Consider the following 15,850-nt stretch of genomic DNA (forward strand, 5'->3'; position numbering starts at 1 on the left):
GGGGAGATAATTTGAGATCAGAAGTTACAATAGATGAAATTGAAAACTTATTGCAAAAAAGTAATGATATTGAATTTAGGGTTAAAGTTTTATATGAGATGCTCGAAAAACTTTTCGATAAAAATATTATAAAATCTCGTGCATCAAAATTTAAACTTATAAAGTGTATATCAAGTAAAAATGTAAACGAAAAATTATACTCTATAAATGTAATAGCAAGTGATGGAAAATCCTTAATAGATGTTCCTTCAAATCATCAACTAGAAGAAGCCTACTTAGAAACTCGGAACTTGATAATAGAGGAAATTAGTCGACGATACATACAAAGCAAGATCGAAAGTGATGTTGAAGCAGTATTAAATGAAAAACAGGAAAAATATATTGATGAAATAAAGCTTCAGATAATGAAGAAAAATAAAGGACCCGAAAATACAAAAACATTAAAAAAATATGCTCAGCTTGAAATGTTAACAAAGAGGAAGCTAAACCAAAATATACAAAACATATTGAGGCCCGTATCATTTGAAGAAATAATAGGTCAAAAAACATCTATCAAATCTCTGATATCAAAACTTATTTCTCCATACCCTCAACATATTTTGATTTATGGTCCCCCTGGAGTTGGAAAAACATCTGCTGCCAGAATAGCTTTAGAAGAAGCCAAAAAATTTGAATTTACTCCGTTTAATGATAAATCAAATTTTATAGAAGTAAATGGTACAACTCTGAGATGGGATCCAAGAGAAGTTACAAATCCACTTTTGGGATCTGTGCACGATCCGATTTACCAAGGTAGTAAAAAGGATCTGGCTGAAATTGGAATTCCAGAGCCAAAACCTGGTCTAGTTACCGATGCTCATGGTGGAATTTTATTTATAGATGAGATAGGAGAATTAGATATAATTCTTCAAAGTAAGTTACTAAAAGTTCTAGAAGATAAAAAAGTTGAGTTCTCGTCTGCATATTACGACCCGGATGACGAAAATATCCCTAAATATATTAAGTTTTTATTCGATAATGGAGCTCCTGCAGACTTTATACTAATAGGTGCAACTACTAGAGATCCGAGCGAGATAAACTCAGCATTACGCTCTAGATGTGCTGAAATATACTTCGAGCCTTTAACGTCTAAAGATATTAAAACCATTGTGATAAACTCTTCTAAAAAACTAAACATAGAACTTGAAGATGGTGTAGAAGATATTATAAGTGAACATTGCATAGAAGGTAGAAAAGCAACAAGTATAATAAGCGACTCATATGGATACGCTCTCTACAAAAAGAAAAATCTAGCACCCGAAGAAAAACTAATAGTAACTAAGGAAATTACCAAAGAAGTGTTATCATCGTCTAGAGTATCTCCATTCATGAAAATATCTGAAGATTTTGATAAACAAGTTGGACTAGTAAAAGGACTTGGCGTTTCTGGATTTTTAGGATCTATTTTAGACTTTGAATGTGAAACCTTTAAGGCAAAAAAAATATCAAAGGGAAAATTTAGATTTAATGAAACTGCTGGTTCCATGACAAAAGACTCTGTCTTCAACGCATCGACTGTGATAAGAAAGCTTACAGGTATAGATTTAAGTGATTATGACGTACACTTAAACGCTATAGGTGGAGGAAAAATAGATGGTCCCTCGGCAGGTGCTGCTATAACAGTATGCATCCTAAGTTCAATTCTAGATGAGCCAATAAGACAAGACATTGCAATAACTGGTGAAATATCAATCAAAGGAAAAATCAAACCTGTTGGTGGAATATTTGAAAAAATATACGCAGCTAGAAGAAAAGGATTAAAATATGTTTTAATTCCAAAAGATAATGAAAATGATATTCCAAAAGATATAACTGATATAAACGTAATGTGCATGGAAAAGATCAATGATATAATAAAATTTATATTTAATAATATTCCAAGTCAAATAAAAAATATTTAGGATTAAAAATTTGGCGGAGTACTTATCCACAGGACTTTTGCATCCATATATATCGATGTATTCTCTATGTAATGGTCCATTTTAGGTGAGAAATAAAATAACTATAAAGGTCATTATTGTATCCCTTGTGAGTCATTTTTTACAGAATCACAACTAAAGAATGGAAAATGTCCTGACTGTTATCGTGAAGTTGTACTACAAAATGAAGAGGCATATTTTTTCAAAATTAGTAAATATGCTGATAGGTTAGTTAAACATATTGAAGATAATCCAGATTTCATACAACCTGAGTCCAGAAAAAATGAAATGATTAATAATTTTATAAAACCCGGACTTCAGGATTTATGCGTATCTAGAACTAGCTTTAAGTGGGGAGTTCCAGTAAGCTTTGACTCAGATCATGTAGTATACGTTTGGATCGACGCACTATCTAATTATATTTCTGCTCTCGGTTATGAAAATGATGAAGAATGTCTTATGAACAAGTTTTGGCCTGCAGATTTACAAATTGTAGGTAAAGAAATCGTTAGATTTCATGTTATTTATTGGCCAATTTTGTTATTTGCACTAGATCTTCCTTTACCAAAAAAAGTATTTGGTCACGGATGGTTGTTAATCGATGGAAATAAGATGTCAAAATCGCAAGGTAGTGTAATAGATCCTGTTGTATTATCAAAACATTTTTCAGTGGATGCAATAAGATATTTTCTTCTCAGGGAAATTGCATTTGGTAATGACGGTATATTTAATAATAGGTCATTTATTCTAAAAATAAATTCTGATTTATCAAATCTACTTGGAAATTTAGTATCTAGAACAGTCTCCATGGTAGAAAAATACTTTGATTCTTATATTCCACCTAAGGTAACTCTTTTAAATATAGATTTAGAACTAATAAATATTGTTAAAAACATAAAAAATATTGTAATTGAAAATATGAATAATTTAAAAATTTCAATAGCATTGAGTGAAATTTTTAACGTGATTTCTATATCCAATAAGTATATTGATGAAACAAAACCTTGGATTTTAAGTAAGGATGAACGTAGCAAAGAAAGACTCGGTACCATTTTATATAATCTATGTGAAACAATAAGGGTTGTATCTGTACTCTTGTATGCATTCATGCCTGAAACGTCTAGAAAAATAAAATATATGTTAAACTACAGTAGAGATGATTTTAACTCTATTGAAAACTTTGATGGTACAGTTCCTGGAACATTAATAAAAAAAATGGACAATCTATTCCCAAGAATAGATGTTGAAAAAAAATTAAATGAATTAATGGGTAATAATTAAAAATAAAGTAGATAGATTTGTTCTTCTATCTACTTTATTTTTAATATAGTTTTGGATTAATATATATATTTTTTTATTTATTTACATTACTTAATTAAGAATTTTTAAATACTTTTTAAACAATACTACCTATATTAATGCGATGATTTTATATTTTTAATATTCATTAAACCATATATAGGTAAAAGATTTAATAAATCTTGAAAAATAAAAATATTAAAACTAAAATATTAACACTAACATAATTTCATCAAACTTATGGAGGTATTTTTATGAAGGTTATATTAACAAGTGATATTAAGAATATAGGTAAAAAAGATGATTTAGTGGAGGTTTCTAATGGATATGCAAGAAATTTTCTCTTTCCAAGGAATCTTGCAGTTGAGGCCAACGCTTCAAACATAAATATACTAAACTATAAAAAAGAAAAAGAAACACAAATGCATATCGAAAGGATTATTGAGTTTCAAAATATTGCTAAAAGTATACAAAATAAAGAGGTTACAATAAAAACTAAAGTAGGGAATAGTGGAAAACTCTTTGGTACAATCACATCTAAAGATATATGTAATCATATAAACTCGGTATTTAATTTAGATTTAGATAAGAAAAAGATATCGTTTGATAACGTTAAATCTTTGGGTAGCTACCCAATTTCTATAAAATTATGCCCGGAAGTTTCAGTTAACATGGTATTAAGAGTTATTAGTGAGGATGATAATTAAATTTTTTAGTATTTAAGGGGGAGATAATTTGAGATCAGAAGTTACAATAGATGAAATTGAAAACTTATTGCAAAAAAGTAATGATATTGAATTTAGGGTTAAAGTTTTATATGAGATGCTCGAAAAACTTTTCGATAAAAATATTATAAAATCTCGTGCATCAAAATTTAAACTTATAAAGTGTATATCAAGTAAAAATGTAAACGAAAAATTATACTCTATAAATGTAATAGCAAGTGATGGAAAATCCTTAATAGATGTTCCTTCAAATCATCAACTAGAAGAAGCCTACTTAGAAACTCGGAACTTGATAATAGAGGAAATTAGTCGACGATACATACAAAGCAAGATCGAAAGTGATGTTGAAGCAGTATTAAATGAAAAACAGGAAAAATATATTGATGAAATAAAGCTTCAGATAATGAAGAAAAATAAAGGACCCGAAAATACAAAAACATTAAAAAAATATGCTCAGCTTGAAATGTTAACAAAGAGGAAGCTAAACCAAAATATACAAAACATATTGAGGCCCGTATCATTTGAAGAAATAATAGGTCAAAAAACATCTATCAAATCTCTGATATCAAAACTTATTTCTCCATACCCTCAACATATTTTGATTTATGGTCCCCCTGGAGTTGGAAAAACATCTGCTGCCAGAATAGCTTTAGAAGAAGCCAAAAAATTTGAATTTACTCCGTTTAATGATAAATCAAATTTTATAGAAGTAAATGGTACAACTCTGAGATGGGATCCAAGAGAAGTTACAAATCCACTTTTGGGATCTGTGCACGATCCGATTTACCAAGGTAGTAAAAAGGATCTGGCTGAAATTGGAATTCCAGAGCCAAAACCTGGTCTAGTTACCGATGCTCATGGTGGAATTTTATTTATAGATGAGATAGGAGAATTAGATATAATTCTTCAAAGTAAGTTACTAAAAGTTCTAGAAGATAAAAAAGTTGAGTTCTCGTCTGCATATTACGACCCGGATGACGAAAATATCCCTAAATATATTAAGTTTTTATTCGATAATGGAGCTCCTGCAGACTTTATACTAATAGGTGCAACTACTAGAGATCCGAGCGAGATAAACTCAGCATTACGCTCTAGATGTGCTGAAATATACTTCGAGCCTTTAACGTCTAAAGATATTAAAACCATTGTGATAAACTCTTCTAAAAAACTAAACATAGAACTTGAAGATGGTGTAGAAGATATTATAAGTGAACATTGCATAGAAGGTAGAAAAGCAACAAGTATAATAAGCGACTCATATGGATACGCTCTCTACAAAAAGAAAAATCTAGCACCCGAAGAAAAACTAATAGTAACTAAGGAAATTACCAAAGAAGTGTTATCATCGTCTAGAGTATCTCCATTCATGAAAATATCTGAAGATTTTGATAAACAAGTTGGACTAGTAAAAGGACTTGGCGTTTCTGGATTTTTAGGATCTATTTTAGACTTTGAATGTGAAACCTTTAAGGCAAAAAAAATATCAAAGGGAAAATTTAGATTTAATGAAACTGCTGGTTCCATGACAAAAGACTCTGTCTTCAACGCATCGACTGTGATAAGAAAGCTTACAGGTATAGATTTAAGTGATTATGACGTACACTTAAACGCTATAGGTGGAGGAAAAATAGATGGTCCCTCGGCAGGTGCTGCTATAACAGTATGCATCCTAAGTTCAATTCTAGATGAGCCAATAAGACAAGACATTGCAATAACTGGTGAAATATCAATCAAAGGAAAAATCAAACCTGTTGGTGGAATATTTGAAAAAATATACGCAGCTAGAAGAAAAGGATTAAAATATGTTTTAATTCCAAAAGATAATGAAAATGATATTCCAAAAGATATAACTGATATAAACGTAATGTGCATGGAAAAGATCAATGATATAATAAAATTTATATTTAATAATATTCCAAGTCAAATAAAAAATATTTAGGATTAAAAATTTGGCGGAGTACTTATCCACAGGACTTTTGCATCCATATATATCGATGTATTCTCTATGTAATGGTCCATTTTAGGTGAGAAATAAAAGCACTCTCCCTTTTTTATCCTTATTTTTTTATTACCAAGATTTAAATATATACTTCCCGAAAGAACATATCCAAACTCTTCACCCTCGTGTGGATTTTCCCTTAACGTTTTTCCTCCTTTACCTAAATTTACAATTATGGGTTCCATTTTATTTTTTTGGGAATTTGGAACTATCCACTGTATTGCACTCTTAAGCTCCTCATTATTAGTTATAAAATAGTCCTCATTTCCAAAACATATTTTTTCATCGCTATCCTCACTAAAAAACTCCCTTAAATTAGTTCCTAAACATTCTAATACATCAACCAGTGTTGCAATTGATGGAGAAGTTAAATCCCTTTCAAGTTGAGATATAAATCCTTTAGATAATTCACTCCTATCTGCAAGTTCTTCTTGCGTCAACCCATTTTTTATGCGTAGATACTTTATCTTTTTACCTATCTTCATACAAACAAAATCCCCATAATCAAAAACCTAGAATTTTATAGACAATTATATTTAATATAAAATTGTTTGTCAATTAACACATTTAGTGCAATAGCTCATATAGGTAAACTAATTATAACTTAAAGTACTTGAATTATGAGTATTTTTGTAATCACGAAACTTTTTCTACTCCATCTACTATTTTTAAACGAGAAATGTGTGGGATAATAAGTGTAAAATGAACACTATTAAAGTACGCAACCATAAAAAGTAGACTTAAATAATTACGTCTTATATTGTTTTCGAAAAATCATATACTGAAAATGAATATTATTTGAAAATTTAAATACTTGTATTAAATAATAATTACCTTCCTATATACCCCTAACTGATCAGCTACACCTTCCTGTTAAATATGTATCCAGTTCTCATTTATACTCTAAACCAAAATAATTTAAAAAATTTAATTTTCCTTATAAAATTTTCAAAAATAACTAATATATTTTTCCAACAATCAAAAGAATTTATCTTATAAAATACACAAATGATTTTAAAATCAAGAAATCTTTGAGAGTCTTTCAACGAATAAACAACATATCACTGAGTACTAAAAGAATTTCTCTTTATGGACTACCTGAACCAAACGACACTGGAAAGTCTACAATTTTTAAAATGATTACATTTATTTTAAAATCAACCTATGAAAATCTAAAATAGCTTTTTATAAATTTTGTAAAGATGATGATGGACTCGAAATTCAAAGCACGAGCTACCCAAAATCAAAATACATGAAATTTAAGAGGAAAACATCAAATAAGCCATTTTTCATTTTCCATTAATCCCAACTATCTTTACATAGTTTATTAATTACTCCATAGTTTTCAATATAACACACTTTATTAGTGATGTGTATTTCTACTTATTTTATATTTCCTATCACACAGAAAACCTTATGAAATACCTCTCTGTATTTTCTACACGATAAATCTTTCAAAATTTAAAGCTACTAATAACATTATTCAAATAAATAAAATCAAATATATATGAAAAAACTCCATTTAACTATTTGAATACTACTTATAGAAAATACCCTATAAAAAAATTTTACTAAGATCAATCCTTAATATTTACTATAGTATAGATAAAGCTATAGACAACCGTCTACGTATAATCTTTTTTTGCAACTTAAAGTTTAGAATAAAACGTAGTATTATATCCCTTCCTAATAACCACTAGCTTCCAATTTTTGATATTTTAACCATTTTTATTTTTAGTAAAGATTGACATACTTAAAGTTCTATAGTGAAATTGAACCTTGAATATGGTATAATTGGACGCATACGTGTCAAGTCTCCTCATTCCCATCATATAAAAAATATGGATCACAATGTTAAAAAAGATAACTGTATAATATTTCCATAAGAAATAGATACGCTATTAGAAAAAAGTTCTACCTGATGATAAATTGGACTGTAGATAGATTATACTAATTTCGAAATAAGATAAAGTTATACCTAACAATTTAGGGAGTGTAGAGATGACAAATTTTAAGGAAGGTTCGTTGTGAATGAAAGATAAAACTAGTGCTATCAGCAAAAAAACGCATATTGGTCTATTTAAGAACACAATTATAAAATATGATACAAAATCAATGACTTTTATACTCAATAAAAAATTATCTTTCGTATCCTTTGTGAAACAATATTAATACATATCATAAATATTTCTACGAAATTACCATGCTATTAAAAATAATGTTTTATATTTCCTAATCAAATGATAAAAATATATATTTATTTTTTAAAAGCTAATCAATAAACTCATCAACTCTTAAAATATTCTAAAGTGAATAATTATTACGTTGAAACATCGCAAGTAAAAACATACTTACATCAGATCTATATAAATATAAGAGTTTGTTTATAACATTTAGGTATGATGTAAGAACTACATACAGTACAATGTCAACTATTATCGACAATATTAAATTTAAATTCTATTTCTAACCAAGACATAAAACCAAAGTAACTATAAACTACGGAGAATATATTTTAAGATATTTTGAAAAAATATAACAAAATCTTTGATTAAATTCCTATCAAATTAATACAGTCCTACTCATCTACACATTCTGTAATGATTTATAAAACATGAATATGAAAGTCTAAAAGCATTACAATAAATCATGAAACAATTCAAAAAATAATAAAAGGACGATGCTATGGAAAATAAAATTTCACCAAATAATATAGATTCTGAACAGAACGTTCTTGGATCAATGATACTAAATAAAGAAATTATATACGAGGTTATCGAAGTACTGAATATAGATGATTTTTACAAAGATGCTCATAAAAATATATTTAAAACGATAAAAAAGCTATTTCTGGAAGATATCCATATAGACATGATTTCCTTGATAGAATACTTAAAGAAAGATAATATTCTAGAATCTTCAGGAGGATCTACTTATATAACTGAAATAGCAACCTCTATCACAACAACTGCAAATATACAAACTCATATAAAAATAATAAAAGATAACTCAAAACTTCGTAAATTAATATATTTATCTAACAGTACTTTAGAAAGAGTATATAAAAAAGAAGATCCTAATGATTTGATTGAAGATCTACAAAAAGAAATATTTAATATATCTTTACTTGAAAATAAGTCTGAAATAGAATTCATAGGTAATATTTTAGATAGAACTATTATAAATTTAGAAAATTTATATATAAATAGAGGATCTTTCATAGGAATATTATCTGGATTTTATGATTTAGATATGAAAATTTCAGGATTTCAAAAATCTCAAATGATACTAATAGCTGCACGTCCATCAATGGGTAAAACCACATTTGCTCTAAATATAGCTGAAAATGTAGCAATAAAATATAAGAAAAATGTATTAATTTTTTCTCTCGAGATGAGTAAAGAACAGCTCGCAAATAAATTACTGTCATCAATAACAAAAATAGATATGCAAAAACTCCAAACTGGACTACTTGATGAATTAGATTTAGATAAGATTGCTGAAGCTATAGGAACACTGTCTGATGCAAGAATATTTATTGATGATACACCTAACATATCTATATCAGAAATGAGAGCAAAATGTAGAAAATTGAAATTTTCGAAAGAAATTGATCTAATAATAATAGATTACCTGCAATTGATGAGTGGGAGCTATAAAACAGAAAATAGACAACAAGAGGTATCTGAAATTTCTCGATTTATAAAAGCACTTTCAAAAGAAATGAACTGTCCAATAATAGCACTATCTCAGCTCTCAAGAGCCCCTGAACAAAGATCTGATCATAGACCTATGTTATCAGACTTACGTGAATCTGGATCTATAGAACAAGATTCTGATATAGTAATTTTACTATATAGGGATGAATACTATAACAAGGATACAGAATTTAAAAATATAGCAGAATGTATTATAGCTAAACACAGAAACGGAGAAGTCGGAACGGTCAAACTTGGATGGATCGGTCAATATTCAAAATTTGTGAATTTAGATGATACACATTAATCAAAAAGCTATAAGACAAAAAAGTCTCATAGCTTTACTCTATTTATGATAAGGCTCTCCATTAATTATTTTATAAGCTCTGTAAATTTGCTCTAGGACCATACAATATAAAAAACCACTATATTCTAAATCAACATTACAAAAACATATATCATTCCTATTGCATATATCACTTAAACCAAAAAATACATTCACATTTTTAATTCTACTTATGGCACATCTATCTAAAATATTACTAAATTCTACGGAATCCATATACTTTCCACTTTTACAGATATTTATATTATAATCACCATCATTTAAAACCGATAAACCACTCGCTTCATACACTATGTTAATATTTATATATCTCCTACATCTATTACTATAATCGTACAAACAATCAAGTATATACCTATTTCTTACAAATTTTTTATTTAGAAATATATTTATTTTCATACTTTAATAAAATACCTTTTACGAAAATCATAGCAGTTATTCTAAAAATTTGGTGAGAATAGGTAAAATCACTCAACTTCAGACTCAGATCACAGTATTTTTTCAGACACATATTAACACCGTCGCTTCCCCCGACTATAAATACCATATCTCTTCCATCTAGAAATTTCCCTAATACAACTCCACAAAATTGATTAGCAGGTTTTCCCTTTATATCAAACAATACACAAAATCTATTTTTAAAACCATTTATAAAATTTAGTATTTTCATACTACTATCATCAATATTTTTACCGTCTATAATAACTATCTCAAATCCATACGAATAAACATTCTCTAACTCCTTAAGATAACGTTTTTTTAAATTTCCAATGCATACAAAAACTACTTTCCGCAACATTTTTTATATTTTTTTCCACTACCACAAACACATGGCTCATTTCTACCGACCCTCTTAGAACTCACGGCAATTTTCGAACTTCTCCACGAAGACTTTATACTCTCTATCTTTTCAGGAGATAAAATATTCTCCCATTCATCTAAATTATATAAATAATCAGCCTTAGCATCCAACATATTAAAATATAACTTTTCAACATTGATATCAAAATTAATCTCATCCTCAATAGATAACTTTTCTATATCAATCTCTCTATTTAGACTTTCACTTATCCCATCTAAAAAACCTATAACAAAATCTTCACTTATATCATATTTCTCTGATAACTCAGATATAGTAGAACTAAATAAAAAGTTCTTACTTCCTAATATGTCCTTATATATCTTTAGCTCAACATTTTTATATTCATTCCAAAAAGCAACTTCACCTTTAGTTTTAACAAACTCTGTAACCATACTAGTCCATCTTTCATACATCCCCATAAAAAACACCTCTTTTTCAATATAAAACTCAAATAAACAATTCTTACAACACTGCTCATTAACTAAAAATTAATCAATAATATTTCACGTAAACCTTTTGAATATAGAAAATTTCAAATTTTCATATAATTGCTCGGCAAACTCCTATGAGCAACGGTCAAATTTAGGTCTATTCCAATCTTAAATCCGTTATCTAAAAGAGCATTTTCAACAGTTTTATAAGCCAATTCAGGAAAATTATTAGTACCACTTAAATGACCAAGAATTATATTCTTACGAGAATACCTCACTAAATCTATAACTGCCTTCGCACAATCCTCATTTGACAAATGTCCTAAATTACTTAAAATCCTCTTTTTTAAATAATGGGGATACGGAGAAACTTTAATCATATCCTCATTATAATTACTTTCAATCAATACTACATCTGAATCTCTCAAATTATTAAATACCTCATCAGAAAAATATCCCATATCAGTAGCTACACTTACCTTTTTATTACAATTCATAATACTATAACCAACTGGATCAACAGCATCATGAGGTATTTTAAATACCTTAACATCTAAATCTCCAATAGCAAACTCGCTATCATTGCTAATTATATTAATATCCTTTATATCTAAAAATTTATCATTTAAAACACTATACGTTTTCTCACTCAAATACAACGGAACTTTATATGCTCTCGAAAATATACCAGCACCTCTATAGTGATCTAAATGTTCGTGAGTCAATAATATACCGTCTATAGACTCAGATCTAACTTTTATTAATTTCAATGCATCATTCAACGATTTCTTAGAAATTCCAACATCAATTAAAATTCTAGTCCTACCACTACTTACATAAATACAATTGCCGGAACTTCCACTACTTATAGAACAAAAGTACATATAACCTTACCAAACCAAAAACTATATTATATTTTTAAATTCTTTAGAGTCACTCTCAAACTCTCTATATATCCTAGCACCTAAATTCCTAAATTTCCTTTCTATATCCGGATATCCCCTATCAATGTGGTCAACAGAAATAATTTCTGTCTCTCCTTCAGCAATCAATCCCGCTATCACCATAGCAGCTCCAGCTCTCAAATCCGTAGCTTTTAATTTACAACCCGTTAATTTATGTACTCCCTTTATAATAGCTGCTCTTCCCTCTACTTTCACATCCACTCCCATTTTTTTTAATTCGTCAAAATACTTAAATCTATTCTCAAATATACTCTCGCTTATTATGCTAGTCCCTTCCGAAACACACATAAGCACACCTATAATTTGCTGCACGTCCGTAGGAAAACCAGGATACGGCAAAGTTTTAATGTTAACACATTTCAATTTTTCGTTACTTATTACCCTTATGCTATCATCATATTCAAGTATAGTAACCCCCATCTCTATAAGCTTAGCACTTACAGATTCCAAATGCTTAGGTATAACATTCTTAATAGTGACATCTCCCTTACAAGCTGCAACAGCCATCATATACGTAGAAGCTTCAATTTGATCAGGTATAATGGAATAACTACATCCTGACAACTCACTTACACCAACTATTTTAATGACATCTGTACCTGCACCCTTAACATTAGCTCCCATTAAATTTAAAAAATTAGCAACATCAACAACATGAGGTTCCTTCGCAACATTTTCAAGTATAGTTACTCCCTCTGCAAAACATGCAGCCAACATCACATTGATAGTAGCACCTACACTTACAACATCAAAAAATATACTGTCTCCTACAAGCCTATCAGCCTCCAAAATGACAGCTCCATGCTCTATCTTTATTTTGGCACCCAGCTTCTCCATACCCTTTATGTGCTGATCTATGGGTCTATCACCAATGCTACAGCCCCCAGGAAGACCAACGACAGCTCTTCTAAATCTTCCAAGTAAAGCTCCCATTAAATAATAAGAAGCTCTCATATTTTGAACATCGTAACCATCAGCTATATGACTTCTGACTTTCGCACTATCAACAAATAATGTGCTCTTTATACGCGTAACCTTAGCTCCAATACCTCTGAGTATTCTAACTAACTTACTAACATCTTCTATATCTGGCACATTGTCTATTATGCATCTACCAGAGCCACACATAACAGCTGCTGGTATTATGGCAACTGCTGCATTTTTCGCACCACTAATTTCAACACTCCCATAAAGTGGATTAGATCCCTTTACAATAATCTTTTCCATCTCTTCTCCCTACTTAAATCAAGTTTGAACATGTATAAAAACTATATCATGGATAATATTCCTTAAACTGTTTTAAATTTGCTATTAAATATTCTAATTTCATTGAACTTTATTGTCAACATGATTAATAATTATCTCAACACTTTTATGAACTTTGGTTATTATTATTTCTTTAAATATTATTTTTTATTCATACTAAAAACACAAGGAGCTCCTGCATTAAAACCTTAGAATGCGGAGCACCATAGACTTTAGAAAAATTATTTCATAGACTGAAAACTTGCACAATCTGTAGACTCTATATTCTTTGCAATAGCATCATGTTTTATAACCTTTATTTTTTCCAAAGTACAATACTGATTTTTATCATTAAATTTACATTCTGTAACATTACAGAGTATATTACTATTCCTAATCATAACTTTACCTCTATTCAAAAGAAAACTCTACAAGATTATTATTGATTTTTATTACTTTTTTATTCTACTCTGTGTTATAATTGTGCTATTAATTTTACAGGAGGATTTGGTTTATATAACCAATATTAGAATAAAGCACAATGAAGTACGTTGTACACTGTTATCTTTCCAGAGATTCTTTGAAAGACATAATATACTTTCAAAACAAGATTTTTCAATCACCCAATTTACCTAAACAGAATCAAAAATTTTTTATACCAATATTAAATTTCAACAGTGAATACTACTTTAAGATTAAAGAGAATGTGATGGATGCTATATCAAAATTTAGTAAGTTCAGGGTGAACATTTCATCCATAAAAACTGACGCAAGTAACACGGTATACATGCTAATAGAACAAAAGGGGTTCCTCTCTGGAATACGTAGGATATTTGAAGAGGAATTAACTAACAACGGATTTAAAGATTATGAACTATTAGTCAAATGGAATCATTTTTATGTGGAGTGTAACTACTTAAATAAAATCCATTCTGAACCAGTAAACAATCAAATTTCTCCTAATTTCGTTAAAGTAAATTCAATAAAAATATGCTGCGTTACAGATAAGAAAATTATTAATTCTATAAAATTCAAAAATATATGAGAAAAAATGATCACTTAAGGTTTTTAATTATAATATGATGTAAATATTATCACTGATATTTGGGCGATTTTTATTATGATTAATATCAAAAAAAAATTACATGTAAATTTAATTAATATATTTAAAAGAAATATCCTTTCAGATTATAGACTCATACTTAAAATAAAACCTAATCATAAAAATTTAATAAAAAAGCTTGAAACCTCTGATCAACTTAATATAATTCATATAACAAAAAATCTAGAAATAGCGTGTCTAATATGTACCCACAAATTTTTAAAAAAACTAATTGAATTTCCAGAGGTAGAATATATCTCCCTAGATTTCGAAGTATATTTATGTGGAAATAAAACATTTTCTAATGTCAGCCTATCAAATTTAAGTAGTGTTTCATATAATTCGAATCTAAATGGGAAAGATATATCAATTGGTTTAGTAGACTCTGGCGTGTACCCATTAGAATCTTTAACAAAATTTAAAAACAGAATACCTTTATTCAAAGATTTAATAAATCATATTCCATATCCTTATGACGACAATGGACATGGATCTGCTCTGTGTTCCATAATGGGTGGAACCCTAATTCACAAAAATACTCTTATGAAAAACTCATCCGAATGCAACTTTCATGTAATAAAAGCATTTGATAAGTTTAATAAGTCATATTGCTCACTTATTATTAAAGCTCTAGATATTCTATATGATGAGATAATAGAAAATCCTATAGATATACTTTGCCTTCCATTTGAATTAAATGAATTTGATGAATTCATTTTAAACATCTTTCAAGATTTTTTTGATAAATTCTCAAATAAAAATACTTTAATAGTACTTCCTATAGGAAACAATAAAAGTAGCTATCAATCTCTAAAAGGATTATCATTCCTAAATAATTGCATTACTGTAGGTGGTAGCGACTTAAATTATACATCACGTGGAATGTATAACAACAAAATGATCAAACCCACCATTATATCGATCTCAACTGATCTAAATGTACCAAACATAGACACTGAATATATATCTCAGAAAAATAATCAATATATATACCCTCCGAAAATCAAAAACTCATTTGTAAAGTATTATGGTACATCGTGTTCATGTGCCTATATTTGTGGATTACTAGCATTAGTAAAACAAAAAAATACATGTTTAAACATAAAAGATGCGATATCACTTTTAAAACTCTGCTGTAACAAAATTGAAGACGTACAAAATTCCATTCAGGGTCTTGGTACGATAAATATAAATAAGTTATTAACACAAATTTCTTAAAG

13 protein-coding genes and 1 pseudogene are annotated in these 15,850 nt (G+C 28.7%); 7 read left to right on the forward strand and 7 right to left on the reverse strand.

The window, feature by feature from the left end; all coding sequences use genetic code 11:
• Positions 1-11 precede the first annotated feature (11 nt).
• From lonC (AALI31_RS07530) to lonC (AALI31_RS07545), 4 genes and pseudogenes are all read left to right on the forward strand, one after another.
• Positions 12-1,940 carry a Lon family ATP-dependent protease gene (gene lonC / locus AALI31_RS07530; RefSeq protein WP_489885914.1) on the forward strand — a complete coding sequence of 643 codons (1,929 nt, stop codon included), beginning with the start codon at positions 12-14 and terminating at the stop codon, positions 1,938-1,940.
• A gap of 102 nt (positions 1,941-2,042) precedes the next feature.
• Positions 2,043-3,239, forward strand: a pseudogene (gene metG / locus AALI31_RS07535) (methionine--tRNA ligase); the annotation flags it as partial.
• 272 nt (positions 3,240-3,511) lie between these two features.
• Positions 3,512-3,964 carry a 50S ribosomal protein L9 gene (rplI, locus tag AALI31_RS07540; RefSeq protein WP_489885913.1) on the forward strand — a complete coding sequence of 151 codons (453 nt, stop codon included), beginning with the start codon at positions 3,512-3,514 and terminating at the stop codon, positions 3,962-3,964.
• 28 nt (positions 3,965-3,992) lie between these two features.
• Positions 3,993-5,921 (forward strand): Lon family ATP-dependent protease, encoded by a 1,929-nt coding sequence (gene lonC / locus AALI31_RS07545; protein ID WP_489885914.1) that lies wholly within the window; start codon positions 3,993-3,995, stop codon positions 5,919-5,921.
• Between the two features lie 2 nt (positions 5,922-5,923).
• Here lonC (AALI31_RS07545) and AALI31_RS07550 read toward each other — a convergent pair whose 3' ends face one another.
• The gene (locus AALI31_RS07550; protein WP_489885915.1) at positions 5,924-6,466 is read right to left on the reverse strand and encodes a helix-turn-helix domain-containing protein; all 543 of its coding nucleotides are present in this window, start codon (positions 6,464-6,466) and stop codon (positions 5,924-5,926) included.
• Between the two features lie 2,200 nt (positions 6,467-8,666).
• Between AALI31_RS07550 and dnaB the strand changes: the two genes are divergently transcribed.
• Positions 8,667-9,986: a replicative DNA helicase gene (dnaB, locus tag AALI31_RS07555; protein ID WP_489885916.1), complete on the forward strand. Its 1,320-nt coding sequence runs from the start codon at positions 8,667-8,669 to the stop codon at positions 9,984-9,986.
• 39 nt (positions 9,987-10,025) lie between these two features.
• Here the strand turns inward: dnaB and AALI31_RS07560 are convergent, their stop codons facing one another.
• From AALI31_RS07560 to AALI31_RS07585, 6 genes are all read right to left on the reverse strand, one after another.
• Positions 10,026-10,424, reverse strand: coding sequence for a 23S rRNA (pseudouridine(1915)-N(3))-methyltransferase RlmH (locus AALI31_RS07560; protein ID WP_489885917.1), 399 nt, complete (start codon positions 10,422-10,424; stop codon positions 10,026-10,028).
• On the reverse strand, positions 10,399-10,824 hold the full coding sequence (locus AALI31_RS07565) for a 23S rRNA (pseudouridine(1915)-N(3))-methyltransferase RlmH (RefSeq protein ID WP_489885918.1): 426 nt from the start codon (positions 10,822-10,824) through the stop codon (positions 10,399-10,401). The genes AALI31_RS07560 and AALI31_RS07565 overlap by 26 nt, the downstream gene beginning before the upstream one ends.
• Positions 10,809-11,306 carry an SEC-C metal-binding domain-containing protein gene (locus tag AALI31_RS07570; RefSeq protein ID WP_489885919.1) on the reverse strand — a complete coding sequence of 166 codons (498 nt, stop codon included), beginning with the start codon at positions 11,304-11,306 and terminating at the stop codon, positions 10,809-10,811. The genes AALI31_RS07565 and AALI31_RS07570 overlap by 16 nt, the downstream gene beginning before the upstream one ends.
• 113 nt (positions 11,307-11,419) lie before the next feature.
• Positions 11,420-12,202 (reverse strand): MBL fold metallo-hydrolase, encoded by a 783-nt coding sequence (locus tag AALI31_RS07575; RefSeq protein WP_489885920.1) that lies wholly within the window; start codon positions 12,200-12,202, stop codon positions 11,420-11,422.
• Positions 12,203-12,223: 21 nt separating this feature from the next.
• Positions 12,224-13,510 (reverse strand): UDP-N-acetylglucosamine 1-carboxyvinyltransferase, encoded by a 1,287-nt coding sequence (gene murA, locus AALI31_RS07580; RefSeq protein ID WP_489885921.1) that lies wholly within the window; start codon positions 13,508-13,510, stop codon positions 12,224-12,226.
• A gap of 260 nt (positions 13,511-13,770) precedes the next feature.
• Entirely contained in the window at positions 13,771-13,929 is a 159-nt protein-coding gene (locus AALI31_RS07585; RefSeq protein ID WP_489885922.1) for a DUF1540 domain-containing protein, read from the reverse strand.
• 140 nt (positions 13,930-14,069) lie between these two features.
• Between AALI31_RS07585 and AALI31_RS07590 the strand changes: the two genes are divergently transcribed.
• Together AALI31_RS07590 and AALI31_RS07595 are read left to right on the forward strand one after the other, a co-directional pair.
• Positions 14,070-14,573, forward strand: a complete 504-nt coding sequence (locus AALI31_RS07590; RefSeq protein WP_489885923.1) for a hypothetical protein — start codon at positions 14,070-14,072, stop codon at positions 14,571-14,573.
• A 75-nt stretch (positions 14,574-14,648) separates the two neighbouring features.
• A complete protein-coding gene (locus AALI31_RS07595; protein ID WP_489885924.1) occupies positions 14,649-15,848 on the forward strand; it encodes a S8/S53 family peptidase in 1,200 nt (399 codons plus the stop codon).
• The last annotated feature ends 2 nt before the right edge of the window (positions 15,849-15,850 follow it).

The sequence above is a fragment of the Anisomitus miae (SeqCode) genome, assembly GCF_054906395.1.